14 protein-coding genes and 1 pseudogene are annotated in these 17,542 nt (G+C 70.8%); 6 read left to right on the top strand and 9 right to left on the bottom strand.

What is annotated here, in order from left to right:
- Nucleotides 1-13: 13 nt before the first annotated feature.
- Complete coding sequence (locus F7Q99_RS10435; RefSeq protein WP_153460995.1) at nt 14-1,732, bottom strand: hypothetical protein; 1,719 nt, start codon at nt 1,730-1,732, stop codon at nt 14-16.
- A gap of 500 nt (nt 1,733-2,232) precedes the next feature.
- Between F7Q99_RS10435 and F7Q99_RS10440 the strand changes: the two genes are divergently transcribed.
- Nucleotides 2,233-3,471 (top strand): acyltransferase family protein, encoded by a 1,239-nt coding sequence (locus tag F7Q99_RS10440; RefSeq protein WP_195911031.1) that lies wholly within the window; start codon nt 2,233-2,235, stop codon nt 3,469-3,471.
- A 69-nt stretch (nt 3,472-3,540) separates the two neighbouring features.
- Here F7Q99_RS10440 and F7Q99_RS10445 read toward each other — a convergent pair whose 3' ends face one another.
- The 4 genes from F7Q99_RS10445 to rfbB all read right to left on the bottom strand — a co-directional run bounded on the left by F7Q99_RS10445 (nt 3,541) and on the right by rfbB (nt 7,117).
- Nucleotides 3,541-4,317, bottom strand: a complete 777-nt coding sequence (locus F7Q99_RS10445) for a glycosyltransferase family 2 protein (protein ID WP_153460997.1) — start codon at nt 4,315-4,317, stop codon at nt 3,541-3,543.
- Nucleotides 4,314-4,715, bottom strand: a complete 402-nt coding sequence (locus tag F7Q99_RS10450) for a DUF2304 domain-containing protein (RefSeq protein ID WP_326846503.1) — start codon at nt 4,713-4,715, stop codon at nt 4,314-4,316. Before F7Q99_RS10450 ends, F7Q99_RS10445 begins: the two co-directional genes overlap by 4 nt.
- A 114-nt stretch (nt 4,716-4,829) precedes the next feature.
- A complete protein-coding gene (locus F7Q99_RS10455; RefSeq protein ID WP_153460999.1) occupies nt 4,830-6,146 on the bottom strand; it encodes an MATE family efflux transporter in 1,317 nt (438 codons plus the stop codon).
- Complete coding sequence (rfbB, locus tag F7Q99_RS10460) at nt 6,143-7,117, bottom strand: dTDP-glucose 4,6-dehydratase (RefSeq protein WP_153461000.1); 975 nt, start codon at nt 7,115-7,117, stop codon at nt 6,143-6,145. Before rfbB ends, F7Q99_RS10455 begins: the two co-directional genes overlap by 4 nt.
- 82 nt (nt 7,118-7,199) lie before the next feature.
- Here rfbB and rfbA point away from each other — a divergent pair.
- The 5 genes and pseudogenes from rfbA (at nt 7,200) to F7Q99_RS10485 (ending at nt 12,077) form a co-directional block, all read left to right on the top strand.
- Nucleotides 7,200-8,074 (top strand): annotated as a pseudogene (rfbA, locus tag F7Q99_RS10465) (glucose-1-phosphate thymidylyltransferase RfbA).
- Nucleotides 8,071-8,670, top strand: a complete 600-nt coding sequence (locus F7Q99_RS10470) for a dTDP-4-dehydrorhamnose 3,5-epimerase family protein (protein ID WP_326846504.1) — start codon at nt 8,071-8,073, stop codon at nt 8,668-8,670. The pseudogene rfbA and the gene F7Q99_RS10470 overlap by 4 nt, the downstream one beginning before the upstream one ends.
- 149 nt (nt 8,671-8,819) lie before the next feature.
- The gene (locus F7Q99_RS10475) at nt 8,820-9,722 is read left to right on the top strand and encodes a glycosyltransferase family 2 protein (protein WP_153461002.1); all 903 of its coding nucleotides are present in this window, start codon (nt 8,820-8,822) and stop codon (nt 9,720-9,722) included.
- Between the two features lie 26 nt (nt 9,723-9,748).
- On the top strand, nt 9,749-10,705 hold the full coding sequence (locus F7Q99_RS10480; RefSeq protein WP_153461003.1) for an NAD-dependent epimerase/dehydratase family protein: 957 nt from the start codon (nt 9,749-9,751) through the stop codon (nt 10,703-10,705).
- Nucleotides 10,706-10,805: 100 nt separating this feature from the next.
- Nucleotides 10,806-12,077, top strand: a complete 1,272-nt coding sequence (locus F7Q99_RS10485; RefSeq protein WP_153461004.1) for an acyltransferase family protein — start codon at nt 10,806-10,808, stop codon at nt 12,075-12,077.
- Here the strand turns inward: F7Q99_RS10485 and F7Q99_RS10490 are convergent.
- The 4 genes from F7Q99_RS10490 to tuf form a co-directional block, all read right to left on the bottom strand.
- A complete protein-coding gene (locus F7Q99_RS10490; protein ID WP_153461005.1) occupies nt 12,067-12,534 on the bottom strand; it encodes a GtrA family protein in 468 nt (155 codons plus the stop codon). The two genes, F7Q99_RS10485 and F7Q99_RS10490, sit on opposite strands and share 11 nt — an antisense overlap.
- On the bottom strand, nt 12,524-14,962 hold the full coding sequence (locus tag F7Q99_RS10495; protein ID WP_153461006.1) for a hypothetical protein: 2,439 nt from the start codon (nt 14,960-14,962) through the stop codon (nt 12,524-12,526). The genes F7Q99_RS10490 and F7Q99_RS10495 overlap by 11 nt, the downstream gene beginning before the upstream one ends.
- A 57-nt stretch (nt 14,963-15,019) precedes the next feature.
- On the bottom strand, nt 15,020-16,033 hold the full coding sequence (locus tag F7Q99_RS10500; RefSeq protein ID WP_153461007.1) for a glycosyltransferase family 2 protein: 1,014 nt from the start codon (nt 16,031-16,033) through the stop codon (nt 15,020-15,022).
- 245 nt (nt 16,034-16,278) lie between these two features.
- Nucleotides 16,279-17,472: an elongation factor Tu gene (gene tuf / locus F7Q99_RS10505; RefSeq protein WP_326846505.1), complete on the bottom strand. Its 1,194-nt coding sequence runs from the start codon at nt 17,470-17,472 to the stop codon at nt 16,279-16,281.
- Between the last annotated feature and the right edge of the window lie 70 nt (nt 17,473-17,542).

Here is a 17,542-nt window from a genome sequence, read left to right on the forward strand (position 1 = left end):
CGTGTCCCGGCGGTCAGTGCCTGCGCCAGAGGATCCAGTTGCCCTGCTTGCTGCTGCGGTCGACGTACCACTGGCCGGGCCGGTTCGGCCAGTAGGCCTCCGGCGCCTTGTCCTCGCCCGGCATCGGCGTGACGATCGCCGTCGCCGTCGCCGGGACGTCCTGCCAGCGCGGGTCGAGGTACCAGATCCGGCCCTGGTAGACCTCGTACGCCTGGGCCATCCGCAGGCTCCACTCGATGTCCCAGGCGATCACCACGTTGTCCTTGGGCCTGAGCCCGGCGGCCTGGGTGAACCCGGTGGCGGTGCCCTTGCGCTCCTTCGAGAACGGGTGGCTGACCTGCTCGGTGATCGTGACGGTGGCGAGGCAGGCGAACAGCGACAGCGAGACGCCGAGCGCCCAGAGCACCCTGCGGCCGCCCGCGACCAGCAGCAGGACGAGACCGGCGAGGATCACGAACGCGGCGGCGGTCGCCCGCATCATGTTGAGCTTGTTCCAGTCCGCGGAGAGGAACGAGACGTCCGGCAGGCCCCAGAGCACGAAGACCTGGGTGCGCAGCTTCGAACCGGCCGACCAGATGACCGTCTGGGCGAGCAGCAGGGTGAGCCCGACCGCGCCGGCCGCCGTGACGACGAGGCGCTTGCGGGAGAACCGGCAGAGGATGGCGACGCCCGTCACGAAGGCGACCGGGACCAGGTAGGACGCGTACCGCGCGTAGACCCAGTCGTCGATCCGGCCGTCGTCCGGCAGGGCCGCGGCGGCGGCCAGCGAGGTGCCGAAGAGCAGCGCCACCATCACGGCGCCGACGATCCGGTCCGGGCGCTGGAAGCGGCTGCTGAAGACCGCGAACAGGCAGACCACGACGGCCAGCCCGGCGACGCCCCAGGTGGAGACGATGAAGTACCAGACCTGGCCGACCGTACGGGTCAGCGTCCGCTGCAGGATGTCCGGGTTCTTGAGGCCCTCCAGCAGGAAGGTGCCGACCTGGCTCGGCGGGACGGTGAACTGCCGCTGCAGCCACGAGGCGAACGCCTTCGCCGCGACCGCGCCGGCTCCGAGCGCGCCCAGGCCCACCAGGGTGGTCCGCCAGGGCGCCCAGCGCAGCGCCAGGACACCGACCAGGACCACGCCGGTCAGCGCGACCACGACGCCGCCGCGGTCGTGCGTGGCCATGGCGTACGCGGCGGCCGCGCCCATCCCGGCCGCGTACCAGTACCGCCGCTTCAGCGGGCCGTCGCTCAGCCAGCCGTGCATGCACAGCAGCCACGCGAGGATCAGCACCGGCATGACGGTGTCCGACATGACGAACTGCGAGTAGAAGACCACCGGCGGCAGCAGCGCGGTGGCGCCGGCGAACAGGTAGGCCAGCAGCCGGCTCAGGCCCAGGCGACGCAGCGCCAGGTAGGCCAGCGGGAAGACCAGCGCGTTGATGACGGCGTTGATGCCGAGGATCAGGTGGTAGGCCGTGACCGGGTCGTCGGCGATCCGCAGCGCCGGGGAGACCAGCAGCGGGTAGCCCCCGGGGATGACCACGCCGACCGGCATCTCGGTGGTCGGGCGCCCGGCCAGGACGCGGGCGAGCACCAGGTAGGAGTCCTCGTCCGCGTGGACCGAGGGGTAGTTCAGGCCCCTGACGAGCACCAGGCGGACGAGCACCTCCACCACGTAGCCGACGAGCACGGCCGTCGGCCAGAACCAGCGGCGGGCCCGGAGCTCGTCGAACCGCTGCAGCACTCGGCCCGACAACCCCGTGGCACGCTCCCCCCCACCGGGCTTTCTGCTCCCCCGGGCACCGCGATGCTCCTCGACGGTCTCTGCTGATGTCTGCACTGAAGTCCGACTCTTCCCCTGGTAATCCGGCTCTGTCATCGACCCGGCAGGCCGTCCGGCCTGTGCTCCTGCTCCGCCCGGCAGTGTCCGCCGTGCCGTCCGGACAGACCAGTTGCGGAGAATCACGCTAACAAGTCACACAGAGTCCGCACACCTCTCCCCTGGCGCAACCGACCCGGCCCCCACCCGACGCCCGGGTGATCCGCTGTGCGTCGCACATGGTAGCCAGACCCCGGGGGCTCCCCCGCACCTTCCCCGCGGGGCGCCCTTCCGCCATCGCGCCCACACCGGTCTCGACGGCCTGGATAGGGTGTGCAGCGCCAACCGTGCGCCCGCACGCCCTTCCAGGCCCCTCGTCGCGTCGAGGCGCCTGCCGTCACCCCTCGGCCCGGAGCCTTCCAGATATGTCTAGTACCTCGCGCAGGCGGCCCGCCGTCCTGGCCAGTCCCCCTCTGTCGGAGGCCCTCGGGAGGAAGAACGGCTTCGGGCTGCTCCGCCTGGTCCTCGCCTCTTCGGTGATCTTCTCGCACGCGATGCCACTCGGCATGAGCAAGCCCAGCCTCGGCGAGCTGTCGTCGCGGGGCCAGACCGATGTCGGCGCGATAGCGGTGGCCGGCTTCTTCGTGTTGTCCGGCCTGCTGATCACGCGCAGTGGTATGCGCCTCTCGACGGCCCGCTTCCTCTGGAACCGGGCGATCCGCCTCCTGCCCGGGCTCTGGGTCTGCATGCTGCTCACCGCGTTCGTGATCGCCCCGGTGGTGGCCTACCACCAGGGCCGGCTGGACGGGTTCTGGTCCCATCCGCAGAACCCGTTCCGGTACATCGAGGAGAACTGGGCGATCGGCGTCGGCCAGTGGGGCATCTCCGGCCTGCTCGACCACAACCCGCACGCCGGCGCCTTCAACGGCTCGATCTGGTCGCTCGCCTACGAGGTCCTGTGCTACCTGGTGGTCGCCCTGTTCGCCGCGGCCGGCGTCTTCCGGCGCGCGCGCTGGACCATGGTGCTGCTGGTCGCCGGGCTGTACGCGTTCATGTTCTCCCTGGCGGTGGACTACCACCACCTGCAGGCGCCGATCTACGCGAAGACCGGCATGTCCGCCTGGACCTTGCCCTTCCTGGGCTGGATCGCGCCGGAGCAGCTCATCCCGGTGGGCTTCATGTTCGGCCTCGGCGCGCTCGCCGAGCTGTACCGCAAGAAGCTGCCGATCAACGACATCGCCGGCGTCGCGGCGCTCGCGGTGTTCCTCGCCAGTTGCCGGTACGGCGCGTTCACCGTCGTCGGGCTGCCGGCCTTCGCCTACGGGCTGCTCTGGCTGGCCGCCCGGATGCCCCACCCGTTGACGAAGGTCGGCACCAAGGCCGACCTGTCGTACGGCATCTACATCTACGCGTTCCCGATCCAGCAGTGCCTGACCCTGTGGCAGGTGAACCGCCACGGCTACACCGTCTACTGCGCGCTGTCGGTGGTCCTCGCCACGGTCGCGGCATTCCTCTCCTGGCACCTGGTGGAGAAGCCGTCCATGAGGCTCAAGGACCTCGGGCTGCCCCGCCCGTCGCGCCCCGGCCCGGGGGAGAACCGTCCTCCGGCTGCTTCCGCAGGCGGCGCGGCGGAACCCGTCGCCGAGGTGACCGCCGCACGGTAGACACCTCGTGAACGCCCTCGGGCCCGGCACGCGCTAGCGTGCCGGGCCCGATTGGTGTACGGACGGTGATCAGCGGCCGATCAGCTGCGGGCTCCGGGCCGCCGTGGTACGGGTCCCCGGCTGGATGGCCTTCACGTGCTTGGGCATCCGGCGGATCATCGCGAGCAGCAGGACCAGACCCGCGCGGGCGAGGTAGATCGTCGCCTTGATCGGGGACGCGCTCGGCGTGCCGGTGGTCCGCTCCCGCATCGCGACCGGCACCTGCCGGATCACGAAGCCGCAGCGGGCGGCACCGACCATGCTCTCGATGGTGTCCCCCAGGTACTCGACCGGGTACCAGTGCGAGAAGAACTCGATCATCGACTTGTTGCAGGCCTTGTAGCCCGACGTGGTGTCGGTGAGCCGGGTGCGGGCGACCCGCGACAGCACCACCGAGAGCAGCTTCATCGCCCAGGAGCGCGGGCCGCGCACCTTGTACGAGCCCTCGCCGGCGAAGCGGGCGCCGATGACCAGGTCCGCCTCGTCGAGCTTGGCGATCAGCGTCGGTACGTACGACGGATCGTGCTGGCCGTCGGCGTCGCACTGCAGCGCGACGTCGTAGTCGTGCAGGTGCGCGTAGCGGTAGCCGAACCGCATGGCGCCGCCGACGCCCAGGTTGTAGGGCAGCTGGGCGACCTTGGAGCCGTGCGCCGCGGCGACGGCCGCGGTGGAGTCCGTCGAGCCGTCGTCGACGACCAGGGTGTCCACGCCGGGGAGCTTCTGCTGGATCTCCCGGAGGATCTTGGGCAGGCCCTCGGCCTCGTTCCAGGCCGGAAGGATGATCAGTACCCGCTTGCCGTCGATCATGCCGTCACCCCGGGGTCGGTCGCCTTGGCGGCGTCGCTGTTGCTGCGCGCGATCGGGTAGTCGTGGTGCTCGGCCAGGTAGGCGCGCATCATCGCGACGTCCTCGGCCAGCGTGCGGGTCTCGGCCTCCAGGCGCGACGCCTCCCAGCTCAGGTGCAGCGAGACCAGCAGCAGGAGGACGAAGCCCGCGAACAGGACCAGGCTCACGCCGGAGGCGATGCCGAGCTTGCGGGCGGTCGAGTCGAGGATCGTGGGGAAGAACCCGAGCGGCGCGACGACGACACCGATCGCGAGCCAGATCGCCGCGTACTTCTCCCGCAGCTGCTGTCGGCGCAGCAGCTCCAGGATGTACACGAGCACCAGCACGCCGGTGATCGAAGTGATGACGGTGAGATGCACGACTGGGAGCGCCCTTTCAGCGGCAGTGGCGTGGCCAAGAGTCATGGCGATGTAAAAGGCGTGGCGTGACGCGCTCGCCACCGCCGGTTGTGCTGCGACCGGCGTGAGAAGGCGTCAGACCTCGGACGACTGAGGTGTCGCCAGAGGCGCCTGCTGCTCCGTCACGGCCCCGGTCGGAGCGGCCAGGGAGCGGGCCAGCGCCCATAGCATGGCAGCCGCGCTCACGGCGGCACCAGCCAGGTAGGCAAGTTCGACCCGGGTGGCGATGGCGCCGGGCACCGCGGTGACGGCCACCAGCGCCGTCGTACCCGCCAGCCAGGAGAGCAGCTGCCGCTGGTGCCGTCCGAGCGAGAGCAGCGCCTGGCCGAACACGGTCGCGAGCATGTAGCAGAGCGTGCCGAGCGACAGCCACAGGAAGTCCACCGGGCCGAGCACGTCCTGCGCCTTGAAGAACAGTCGGATCGCCCACGGACCGAGGATCACCGTCGGCAGTCCGGCGGCGGTGCACATCAGCACGACGATGCCGCCGGTGCGCAGCAGGACCTTGCGGAACTCCCCGTGGTTGCCCGCCGCCGCGGCGCCGGACAGCGAGGAGACCAGCGAGGCCTGGATGGCGGCGTACGCGAAGAGCGGCACGCGGGCCAGCACCACCGCGTTGAGCAGCGCGGCGATCAGCGCCTTGGAGGACGGCGAGAGCACGCCCACGCTCACCACCGCGGCGTTGACCATGAGCTGGGCCAGCAGCGTCGAGCCGGTCAGCAGGCCGAGCCCGGTGACGACGTCCCGCCAGGCCGGGGCCGGGCCGCCGCGCCGGTCCGCGAGCACCGAGCGCATCCCGATCGCCGAGGCGGCGAGCGGCGCCGCCACCAGGATCAGACTGAACGCCAGGGCCGAGTGCGCGCCGAACAGCGGGATGAGCGCGGCCAGGCCGATCCGCAGGCCGCCGTCGACGCCGAGCTGGAGGCCGTACGCGCCGAACCGGCCGAGGCCGGCCAGCGCGCCGCGGGCCACCGAGCTGACGGCCAGTCCGACCAGGGCGCCGCCCAGGCCGGCCACCAGGCCGATGTCACCGGAGAAGAAGCGGTCCGCGATCGGGCGGGCCGCCGCCGCGACGGCGGCCAGGACGACGGCCAGCACCGCGGCGGTGGCCAGCAGCACCCGGCGGATGGCCGGGCCGGGGCCCTGGCCGGCCACGTCGCGGGCGGCCACCAGCCGGGTGAGCTCCAGCTCGACCGGCGAGAAGAGCCCGTACCCGACGGACATGACCAGGGTCCACAGCATTGAGACGCCGGCGACCTGGGTGGTGTCCAGGCTGTGCCCGGCGAGCGCCAGGAAGATGTACGAGGAGACACCGAGGACCACGGTGCCCCCCGCGACGAGCCGCACGCCGGGGGGCAGCGCCCCCAGCAGCCTGGCCACCGGGTTCGTCATCGCAGCGCGGCCTTGGCCTTCAGCGGCTCCCACCAGGCGCGGTTGTCGCGGTACCAGGCGATGGTGGCCGCGAGGCCGTCCTCGAAGCGGACCTGCGGGGCGTAGCCGAGCTCCTCGCCGATCTTGGTGATGTCCAGCGAGTAGCGCAGGTCGTGGCCCTTGCGGTCGGCGACCGGCTCGACCATCGACCAGTCGGCGCCGGCGGCCTGCAGCAGCAGCTCGGTGAGCTCCTTGTTGGTGAGCTCGGTGCCGCCGCCGATGTTGTAGACCTGGCCGGCCCGGCCCTTGCGCATCGCGAGGTCGATGCCGCGGCAGTGGTCGGAGACGTGCAGCCAGTCGCGGATGTTGCCGCCGGTGCCGTACAGCGGCACCTTCTTGCCGTCCAGCAGGTTCGTGGTGAACAGCGGGATGACCTTCTCCGGGAACTGGTAGTGCCCGTAGTTGTTGGAGCAGCGGGTGACCACCACGTCCATGCCGTGGGTGCGGTGGTAGGCGAGCGCCAGCAGGTCGGAGCCGGCCTTCGAGGCGGAGTACGGGGAGTTGGGGGCCAGCGGCCACTCCTCGGTCCACGAGCCCTCGGAGATCGAGCCGTACACCTCGTCGGTGGAGACGTGGACGAAGCGGCCGACGCCGTGCTTGCGGGCCGCGTCCAGCAGCACCTGGGTGCCCAGGACGTTGGTCACCACGAACGGGCCGGCGCCCTCGATGGAGCGGTCGACGTGCGACTCGGCCGCGAAGTGCACGACCACGTCGTGTCCGGGCATCACCTGGTCGACGGCGTCGACGTCGCAGATGTCGCCGCGCACGAAGGTGTAGCCGGTGTGCCCGGCGACCGGGTCCAGGTTGGCCTCGACACCCGAGTAGGTGAGCTTGTCGAAGACGGTGATCTGATCCGTTGCGTCGGCGCCGAGCAGCTGGCGGACGAACTCTGAACCGATGAAGCCGGCGCCGCCGGTGACGAGGATGCGCATAGTGCGGGCAGTCTACCCGTGCACTTCGAAGCCTCCGCCCCGGGCCAGCAGGCGCTTCCGGGCCTCACATAAGCTGCGGGGCATGCGTGGAATCCTCTTGGCCGGCGGCACCGGCTCCCGACTCTGGCCGCTGACCCGGGCTGTCTCGAAGCAGCTCCTCCCGGTCTTCGACAAGCCGATGATCTACTACCCGCTGTCCACCCTGGTCATGGCGGGTATCAGCGAGATCCTGATCATTACGACCCCCAGGACCAGGAGCAGTTCCAGCGTCTGCTCGGCGACGGCTCCCAGTTCGGGCTGAAGCTGGAGTACGCCGTCCAGGAGAAGCCCGAGGGCATCGCCCAGGCCTTCGTCCTCGGCGCCGACTTCATCGGCGACGAGCCGGTCGCGCTGATCCTGGGCGACAACATCTTCCACGGCAGCGGCCTCGGCACCCGGCTCGCCCAGCGCACCGACCCCAAGGGCGGCATGGTGTTCGCCTACCCGGTCGCCGACCCGACCGCGTACGGCGTGGTCGAGTTCGACGACAACGGCCAGGTCATCTCGATCGAGGAGAAGCCGACCGAGCCGAAGTCCCGCTACGCGGTGCCCGGTCTGTACTTCTACGACAACCGCGTGGTGGAGATCGCCTCCGGGCTGACCCCGAGCGCCCGCGGCGAGCTGGAGATCACCGCCGTCAACGAGGAGTACCTCAAGCTCGGCGAGCTGCACGTCACCGTCCTCGACCGCGGCACCGCCTGGCTGGACACCGGCACCTTCGTCTCGATGGTCCAGGCCTCCGAGTTCGTCCGGGTCATCGAGGAGCGCCAGGGCTTCAAGATCGGCTGCATCGAGGAGGCCGCCTGGCGGGCCAGCCTGATCGACGACGCGCGGCTGCGCGAGCTGGCCGAGCCGCTGTGCAAGAGCGGCTACGGCGACTACCTGATCGCGCTGCTCGACGAGGAGGCGGCCAAGTGAAGTTCCGTGAACTCTCCATCCCCGGCGCCTTCGAGGTCACCCCGCAGCAGCACGGCGACCCGCGCGGCCTGTTCATGGAGTGGTACCGCTTCGACCGCCTGGAGGAGGTCGTCGGCCACCCGCTGCGGCTCGCCCAGGGCAACCTGTCGGTGTCCGCCAAGGACGTGGTGCGCGGCATCCACTTCGCCGACGTCCCGCCCGGCCAGGCCAAGTACGTCAGCTGCGTGCGCGGCGCCGTCCTCGACGTGATCGTCGACCTGCGCGTCGGCTCCCCCGCCTTCGGGCGCTGGGAGTTCGTCCGGCTCGACGACGTCGAGCGCAAGTCCGTCTACATCGCCGAGGGCCTGGGCCACGGTTTCTGCGCGCTGACCGACGACGCCACGCTGTCGTACGTCTGCTCCGAGACCTACAACCCGACCGGCGAGCACGCGGTGCACCCGCTCGACCCGGACCTCGGCATCGAGTGGCCCACCGGCACCCCCCAGCTGTCCGCCCGCGACGCCGCCGCCCCCTCGCTCGCCGAGGCGATCAGCAGCGGTCTGCTGCCGGACTACGAGAAGTGCGTGGCCTACACCGAGAGCCTGCGCACCCGCTGAACCGGCCGATGCCCGGGCCCGCGTCCCACCGGCGCGGCCCCGGGCATCGTCGCCCCCGGGGCCGCACGCGGGGCTCAGTATGATGGGCCAGCCGCGGGGCCGTGCCCGCCCGACGGCCCCTACTCCGACCACCGGATGTGCCTCTCACCATGACCACTCTGGAAATCCTGCTGCCGTACTACGGCGACGTCGCACTGATGCAGGACGCCGTCCGCAGCGTGCTGGCCCAGACCGACCCGGACTGGCGGCTCACCGTGGTGGACGACGGCAAGGAGCCCGGAGTCCCGGAGTGGTTCGCCGAGCTGGGCGACTCCCGGGTGCGCTACTTCCGCAACGAGCAGAACCTCGGCGTCACCGGCAACTACCGCAAGTGCCTCGGCATGGCCGAGCACGAGCACATGGTGTTCATGGGCACCGACGACATCATGCTGCCCAACTACGTCGCCACGATCCGCTCGATCCTGGCCCAGCACCCGGGCGTCGCGATGATCCAGCCCGGCGTGCAGGTCATCGACGGCGACGGCCGGCCCAGCACCTCGCTCGCCGACGAGTCCAAGCGCCGCATCTACGCGCCCCGCCAGCAGGGCCGTGTCCTGATGGGCGGCGAGGACCTCGCCGTCAGCCTGCTCAAGGGCAACTGGCTGTACTTCCCGTCGATCTGCTGGCGCACCGAGGCCGTGAAGACCACCGGCTTCCGCGACAACCTGGAGATCATCCAGGACCTCGCGCTGGTCATCGACCTGCTCCAGGCGGGCGAGCAGATGGTCGTCGACGACGTCCGGGCCTTCCAGTACCGCCGGCACGCGGTCAGCATCTCCTCCTCGTCCGCCTTCAGCGGCACCCGTTTCACCGAGGCCCGGCGCTATTTCCTGGACTGCGCCGACCGCCTCGACGCGCAGGGCTGGCCGCGGGCGGCGCGCGCCTCCCGGATCCACCTGTCGGCTCGCATCCACGCCCTCACCCTCGTCCCGGGCGCGATGCGCGCCGGCCAGTGGGACGGTGCGAAGACGCTGCTGCGCAACGCCACGAGCACGGCCCGCCGACCCCGCTGACCCTCTCACCCCTGGAGTCCCCCGCAATGACCGCACCGCACACGGCACCGGCCCGGGTGGCCGTCCTCGGTGGCACCGGCTTCATCGGCCGGGTGCTCGGCGCCCGCCTGCTGGCGCAGGGCATCGAGGTCGTCAGCCTCGCCCGCAAGGCCCCGGCCGTCCCGGCTCCCGGCCGGTTCGTCGCCTTCGACCTCTCCGGCGGCGACCCGGCCGAGCTCACCGCGCTGCTCGACCGGGAGCGGATCGACACCGTGGTCAACGCCGCCGGCGGCATGTGGGGCCTCGACGACGAGCAGATGTACCAGGCCAACGTGGTCCTCACCGAGCGGCTGATCGAAGCCGTCGCCGCCATGGCCGCCCCGGCCCGTCTGGTCCACCTCGGCACCGTCCACGAGTACGGCATGGCCCCGGTCGGCACCAGCCAGCGCGAGAGCGACGCGGCCGCCCCGGTCATGGAGTACGGCAAGCTCAAGCTGGTCGCCACCGAGGCCGTCGTCCGCGCCGTCGAGGCGGGCCGGATCGAGGGCACCGTCCTGCGGCTCGGCAACGTCGTCGGCGCCGGCCAGCCCGGCCACAGCCTGCTCGGCGTGATGGCGGCCAAGCTCGACGCCGCCCGCCGCGCCGGCGGGACCGCTCAGCTCTCGCTCCAGCCGCTCACCGCCCTGCGTGACTTCGTCGACCTCACCGACACCCTCGACGCGGTCCTGCTCGCCGCCGCCGACCGCTCCGCCCCGGCGATCGTCAACGTCGGCACCGGCTCCGCCTCCACCGCCCGGCACCTGGTCGAGCTCCTGATCGAGGAGAGCGGCGTGCCGACCGAGATCACCGAGGTCCCGGCGCCCGACGGCACCGGCCCGGAGACCGAGTGGCAGCAGCTCGACGTCACCGTCGCCCGCGAGAGCCTCGGCTGGACCCCCCGCCGCACCCTCCGCGAGGCCGTCCGCGCACTCTGGCTCGCCCAGACGGCCACCCCGGCCGCGTAGTCCCCCGGGGACCCTACGGTCTCCCCCGCGCCGGGCCGAGCCGATCGGCCCGGCGCCTCCGACAGGCCAGCCCCGTACCAGTCCTCGAATCGAGGAACCCATGAGACCCCGTAGCCTGTTCCACTCCCGGGGCACGCTGGCCGAGCTCCTCTCCGGCCGCACCAACAGCTTCGGTCTGCTGCGCCTGCTGCTGGCCACCTCCGTGGTGGTCTCGCACGTCTACCCGCTCGCCTGGGGCCACCTCGACCCGCTGTGGAAGCACAGCGGTGAGCAGACCGACCTCGGCAAGATGGCCGTGATCGGCTTCTTCGTGCTCTCCGGGTTCATGATCACGGGAAGCGGACGGCGTACCACCGTCGGCCGCTACGCCTGGCACCGGGCGATGCGCATCCTGCCCGGGCTCTGGGGTTCGCTGGTGGTCTCGACGCTGGTCATCATGCCGTTCCTGTACCAGTGGCAGCACCACACCCTGGACGGGTTCTGGAGCCACCCCAACGGCCCGGAGACCTACCTGACCGGCACCTGGAACACCTCGCTGACCGGCGGCTGGGACGTGTCGGGCGTGATCGCCGAGGGTGTCCGGCGCGGCACCAACTTCGACGGCAGCGTCAACGGCGCGCTGTGGTCGCTCAAGTACGAGCTCCTCTGCTACCTCGTCGTCGGGCTGCTGGCCGCCGGCGGAGTGCTGCTGCGGGCCCGGCGCCTCGTGCCGCTGGTGACGGTCGCGCTCTGGGGCCTGATCCTCAACGACTGGATCGACGCGCCCGGTTGGCGCGGCATCCCCGGGGACATGGACTCGACGCTGAGCGTGCCGCTCCTGGGCCCGCTGAGCATCCACTTCATCGTCCACCTGGGCTTCGTCTTCCTGCTGGGCGCCACGTTCCAGCTCTACCGCGAGCGCATCGCGGTCCACGACGGTCTGGCCCTGCTGTCGGCGCTGGCCTTCCTGGTCACGCTGCGCTGGGGCGGGGTCTTCGTGATCGGCTACCCGGCCTTCGCCTACCTGCTCCTCTGGCTGGCGACCCGGCTGCCGGGCCCGTTCCGGAAGATCGGCCGCAAGCGGGACTACTCGTACGGCATCTACATCTACGGTTTCACCGTCGAGCAGTCGCTGGCGATGCTCGGCTACGCCAGGTACGGCAAGCTCGGCTTCCTCGGCTGCGCGCTGGCCGGGACGGTCGCGCTGGCCGCACTGTCCTGGCACCTGATCGAGTCGCCGGCGATGAGGCTCAAGGACTGGACCCCGGGACCGATCAGCCGGCTCAAGGCCCGCCGCGGCGGCGGCTCCGGCGGGGCGGCGGACGGCCCGGAGCCGGGGAACGTCGCAGCGGCACCCGAACACGCGGACCCGGCCACGTCGGTCAGTCCCTGAAGACCCAGACCTTCATCAGCAGGAAGCGGACCACCGTGGCCAGGCCGTTGGCCACGATCAGGCCGCCCACCTCGACGGCCCTGGAGGCGTGCGGCGCCGCGTGGTCCAGCAGCGCCAGCACGCCGCTGCTCAGGCCCAGCCCGATCAGGAAGGCCACCGCCCCCTGGAGCTGGTGCCGCAGCGCCCCCTCCGACCCGGTGATGCCGAAGGTGAACCGGCGGTTGGCCGCGGTGTTGGCGACAGCGCTCACCGCCAGGGCGATCAGGTTGGCCGCCTGCGGGTCGACCACCATCCGGGCCACGACGTACAGCCCGAGGTAGAACAGCGTGCTCAGAACCCCGATGACCAGGAAGGCCGGGATCTGGCGCTTGGCCGTGGCGCCGGCCGGCGGCTCGGCCGGCGGGTCGTCTGAGGCCGTCGTGGCCGGCTTGTCGGTGGAGACCATCTCATTTCCCATGCTTCATCGTCGGATCGGTCGGGTCGGCGAGCTTGTACACGGCCACCCGACCGTTGTCGAACACGTCCTCGGCGAGGTCCCGCAGGAGCGGCGACTCCGCACCGGCCTTGCGCTGGACGACAAGGTAGCGGACGCGGTGATCGTCGTGCAGGCGACGCAGAACGTCGGCCGTGGGGCGGTAGAAGGCGTCCTCGTTGAGCTTGAGCAGCGCCTCGTCCCAGAACGGGGCCGCGGTGGACGCGGCACCGCCGGAGGTGGCCATCAGCCGCGGCGCGTACGCCCAGCCCTCGATCAGGACTGAGCGCTCGGAGTAGGCGCCGAGCCAGTGCGAACGGTAGTTGTCGCAGGACGGGCCGTACGCGTAGTCGTCGAACTGCCAGCAGTGGCTGTTGGTGGCGAGGACGTCCGCCGGGTCACTGTGCGCGCGCACCCAGCGGGCGCCGCCGACCTGGCTCCTGGGCAGCACCCACGAGCCCTCCCACGTCACGTGGCGGGCCTGCAGGACGTCCAGACCGAGGCCGGGCAGCCCGACGGCGAGGGTCGCGGTCAGCAGCACGATGCCGCCGCGGCGGCGCATCGCCGGCACGACCCGGGCCAGCGACCACCACAGCGCCGCGCCCGCCGACGCGACGGCGGCCAGCACGCCCCCGGCGGCCAGGGCAGGCAGCAGCGGGCTGTACGAGTGCCACGTCCTGCCGTCGCCGAACAGCCCGATCGCCCACCGCGCCCAGTCCGCCGAGTAGCGGTAGAGCAGGTACGTCGGCACGGCGGCCAGGACGAGCGTGCCGACGGCGAGCGCCGCCTTAGCGCGGCGCGGAAGGGCGGCCCGCTCGAAGGCTTCGCCGTACCCCCAGGCCGACAGCAACACGCCGAACGGAAGGCCGGCCAGGGTGAAGTAGCTGGAGTTGAAGCCGTTCACGGCCAGGTAGGCGGCCGGCCCGGCCAGCGCCCCACCGAGCAGGAACCACTGCGCCGGTTCCAGGTTGAACCGGCGACGCCACATCAGCGGCAGCATGCCGACCACCTTCAGCTGGTGGTTCAGCAGGAAGGCGCCGAGGATCGCGGCGACCACGACGGCCTGCACCGCAGCCGTCCTGCTGTGCTGCGGATCCGCCCAGTACTGCTGGACGTTGCCGAACGGCATGACCTCCAGACCGTAGCTCTCGAAGTCGAAGACGACCGCCGTCGCGAAGAGCTGTGCAGCCCCGACCACCGCGCCCAGGGCGACGATCGGCCACGGGATCCGCCGGGTGCCGACCAGCACCATCAGCCCGGCGAAGGCCAGCCCGGCCAGCGTGACCGGCAGCGAACTCGCCTTCGCCGCACTGGAGGCGAGCGCGAGGAGCGCGGCGAGGACGTACGCGCCCCGGCCCAGCGGCGGCACGTCCCGGGCCCCGGCCTCCCGACCGCGCCGCAGGACGTCGCCGACCACGCCGATCAGCGCGATCAGCAGCGGCTGGCTGTACGTCAGCGACAGGCTCACGAAGGACATCAGGCGCACGCCCGGCGCGCCGAAGGTCCAGCTGCTGACGTTGTTCGGGTAGGCCGCGGTGAACTCGCCCACGGCGAAGACCAGGACGGCGGCCACCGGGCCGGCCCAGGCGCGGCCGCTCAACCGCTGGGCGACCACGGCGATGACCAGGATGCCGAGCGCGGCGAGCGCCGGGACCATCAGCCGCATCTCGATCACCGGCAGGTCGATGTGCCCGACCAGGTCGCCCATCGCCATGTGGACGAAGGTGAACCAGTGGTAGTGCAGCGGTTCCCCGGCCACCTGTGGAAGCGTCAGCGGGAAGTCGTGCTTGGCGTTGCCCGCGAGCGACAGCAGATAGGGCAGGTCGCCGTACTGCCGGGTGGTCTCGCTGGTCGGCAGGATCGGGAACCGGGCCAGGAAGACCTCGTAGTAGTACGCCGAGGTGAGCGCCACGACACCGGCCACCGCCCAGGACCAGCCCTCGGACTGGCGGCGGTAGCCGCGCGGCCGCCAGTGCCGGCGCAGCCCCGGCACCGCGACGAACGGCACGACCACCACGAGCGGCCAGGCGACGGCCGCCTTCTGACAGCCGAGCGTCATCAGCAGGGCCCAGGCACCGAGTTCCAGCACGAGGCCGGTGACGACGCCTAAGGCCAGGTCCTCGACCAGCGTGTACGGGTGGCGGCGCAGCGCCCGGAACACGAGCGTGCCGGGGAGCAACAGGCTCCAGAGCGCGTACCCGGTGTAGCGGGCGACGTCGACCGCCGAGGTGTCCGCGGCCAGCAGCAGCGCGACCAGGAACAGGTACGCGGCGGCCGCGGGAGCGAATCGCCGCAGCCCGCGAGACACCGGTTCCTCGGCCGCGGCCGTCACCGCGGTGGACGGAGCAAGACCACCCGGCAGCCGCACGCCGGGAGCCTCCGGCGTGGCCGCCGGTCTGTCGGTGCTGCCCATGGTGTCCGTTCTGTCGTCCGGGCTCCGCCGGCCGGTCGCGATGCGCGACGGGACTCGTCAGCCCACGTGCGAAGCGGCACGGCGGGGCTCCGCCGAGCCGTCGTCCTCGGCCGAGTCGTATCCGACGAAGTAGGCCGGCCGGGCCTGGACGGCCGAGTAGATCCGGCCGACGTACTCGCCGAGCAGTCCGGTACAGATCAGCTGGACGGCGCCGATGAACAGCATCCCTATGAAGAGCGAGGACCACCCCGGCACCGTGGAGCCGAGCGCGTACGCGACCGTCGTGTACACGGCCATCGCGATGCAGACGAAGAAGCTCAGCAGCCCGAGCCAGGTGGCGAGCCGCAGCGGGCTCGCCGAGAAGTTGGTCACGCTGTCGAGGGCCAGCCGGACCATCTTGGACAGCGGGTAGTGGGTGCTGCCGGCCACCCGTTCCTCGCGGGTATAGACCACCTCGCCGCTGGGGAAGCCCAGCCACGGCACGAGCAGCCGGTAGACCGGCTGGTGCTCCGGCATCGCTTTCAGCGCGTCCACCGCGGCCCGGCTGAGCAGCCGGTAGTCGCCCGCCTGGTTGGGCATCCGCTTGCCGACGAGCTTGCGCATCAGCCAGTAGTACGTGCCGGCCGTACGCCGTTTGAAGAAGGTGTCGGTGCCGCGGTCGCCGCGCACGCCGTAGACGATGTCGAGGCTCTGCTCGCGGGCGAGCGAGAGCATCTCGGGGATCTTCTCCGGCGGGTCCTGCAGGTCCGCGTCGATGGAGACGACGTAGTCACCGAAGGCCCGGTGGATTCCGGCGGTGAGCGCGGCCTGGTGCCCGGAGTTGCGGGCGAAGCGGACGGTGCGGAACTCCGGCCAGTCCTGGCGGATCTTCTGCATCAGTACCGGAGTGGCGTCGGTACTGCCGTCGTCGACACCGACGACCTCGTACTCGACTTCGAGCCCGTCGAGGATCGGTCGCAGCCGCTCGACGGTGAGCGGCAGCGCTTCCTGCTCGTTGTAGATGGGGATGACCACCGACAACAGGGGTACCGTCCGGGCGGTCGGCTCGCCGGGTACTGACGCGTTGAGCATTACGGTGCCCGCCTGTCCCAAGTATCCGAAGCTGGCCACCGGTTGAAACAACGCAAGTTGGCCTGGCCGCCAGAATAGCAGCGCACTATGAACGCAATCTCAGAACGATTCACGGGGTTGACGGCCCGAAAATCTGAACGTCATGCGGGAATTGAACGACAAATGGCCGAAGGGCCCCGCACACCCTGGGGTGTGCGGGGCCCTTCGGACTCGCCTGTGCGATGCAGGCAGGTCAGAGCATCAAATTACTTGATGATCTTGGTGACCTGGCCGGCGCCGACGGTGCGGCCACCCTCACGGATGGCGAACTTCAGGCCCTCCTCCATGGCGATCGGCTGGATCAGCGCGACCGTCATGCCGGTGTTGTCGCCCGGCATGACCATCTCGGTGCCCTCGGGGAGGGTCACGACGCCGGTCACGTCCGTGGTACGGAAGTAGAACTGCGGGCGGTAGTTGTTGAAGAACGGGGTGTGGCGGCCACCCTCGTCCTTCGACAGGATGTAGGCCTGGGCCTCGAAGTCGGTGTGCGGCGTGACCGAACCCGGCTTGATGATGACCTGGCCGCGCTCGACGTCCTCGCGCTTGATGCCACGGAGCAGCAGACCGACGTTCTCACCGGCCTGGCCCTCGTCGAGCAGCTTGCGGAACATCTCGATGCCGGTGACCGTGGTGGTGGTCTTGGTCTCCTTGATGCCGATGATGTCGACAGTCTCGTTGACCTTGAGGATACCGCGCTCGATACGACCGGTGACGACGGTGCCACGACCGGTGATCGTGAAGACGTCCTCGATCGGCATCAGGAACGGCTGGTCCACGGCGCGGGCCGGGGTCGGGATGGCCTCGTCGACGGCGTGCATCAGGCCGAGGAGCTTCTCGCCCCACTCCTTGTCGCCCTCCAGCGCCTTCAGCGCGGAGACGCGGACGACCGGCAGGTCGTCGCCCGGGAACTCGTACTCGGAGAGGAGCTCACGGACCTCGAGCTCGACGAGCTCCAGGATCTCCTCGTCGTCCACCATGTCGGCCTTGTTCAGGGCGACGACGATGTAGGGGACGCCGACCTGGCGGGCCAGGAGGACGTGCTCCTTGGTCTGCGGCATCGGGCCGTCGGTGGCGGCGACGACGAGGATCGCACCGTCCATCTGGGCCGCACCGGTGATCATGTTCTTGATGTAGTCCGCGTGACCCGGGCAGTCAACGTGGGCGTAGTGACGCGCCTCGGTCTGGTACTCGACGTGCGCGATCGAGATGGTGATACCGCGCTGCCGCTCCTCCGGCGCCTTGTCGATCTGGTCGAACGGCGTGAAGGGGTTGATCTCCGGGTACGCGTCGTGCAGCACCTTGGTGATGGCCGCGGTAAGGGTCGTCTTACCGTGGTCGATGTGACCGATGGTGCCGATGTTGACGTGGGGCTTCGTCCGCTCGAACTTCGCCTTCGCCACTGCAGTCCTCCTGAGGACAGTTCTGTACGCCGTGCTGACGTCAGTTGGTCTTGATCGGGCTTGGGTCCGG

Origin of the sequence: Streptomyces kaniharaensis (genome assembly GCF_009569385.1) — a bacterium.
GTDB lineage: Bacteria > Actinomycetota > Actinomycetes > Streptomycetales > Streptomycetaceae > Kitasatospora > Kitasatospora kaniharaensis.

What these genes read in the sequence shown, in the direction of transcription:
- F7Q99_RS10490 (WP_153461005.1), bottom strand. Translation starts at nt 12,534, where the DNA reads ATGGGAAATGAGATGGTCTCCACCGACAAGCCGGCCACGACGGCCTCA.
- F7Q99_RS10440 (WP_195911031.1), top strand. Translation starts at nt 2,233, where the DNA reads ATGTCTAGTACCTCGCGCAGGCGGCCCGCCGTCCTGGCCAGTCCCCCT.
- F7Q99_RS10480 (WP_153461003.1), top strand. Translation starts at nt 9,749, where the DNA reads ATGACCGCACCGCACACGGCACCGGCCCGGGTGGCCGTCCTCGGTGGC.
- F7Q99_RS10500 (WP_153461007.1), bottom strand. Translation starts at nt 16,033, where the DNA reads ATGCTCAACGCGTCAGTACCCGGCGAGCCGACCGCCCGGACGGTACCC.
- F7Q99_RS10475 (WP_153461002.1), top strand. Translation starts at nt 8,820, where the DNA reads ATGACCACTCTGGAAATCCTGCTGCCGTACTACGGCGACGTCGCACTG.
- F7Q99_RS10455 (WP_153460999.1), bottom strand. Translation starts at nt 6,146, where the DNA reads ATGACGAACCCGGTGGCCAGGCTGCTGGGGGCGCTGCCCCCCGGCGTG.
- rfbB (WP_153461000.1), bottom strand. Translation starts at nt 7,117, where the DNA reads ATGCGCATCCTCGTCACCGGCGGCGCCGGCTTCATCGGTTCAGAGTTC.
- F7Q99_RS10495 (WP_153461006.1), bottom strand. Translation starts at nt 14,962, where the DNA reads ATGGGCAGCACCGACAGACCGGCGGCCACGCCGGAGGCTCCCGGCGTG.
- F7Q99_RS10445 (WP_153460997.1), bottom strand. Translation starts at nt 4,317, where the DNA reads ATGATCGACGGCAAGCGGGTACTGATCATCCTTCCGGCCTGGAACGAG.
- F7Q99_RS10485 (WP_153461004.1), top strand. Translation starts at nt 10,806, where the DNA reads ATGAGACCCCGTAGCCTGTTCCACTCCCGGGGCACGCTGGCCGAGCTC.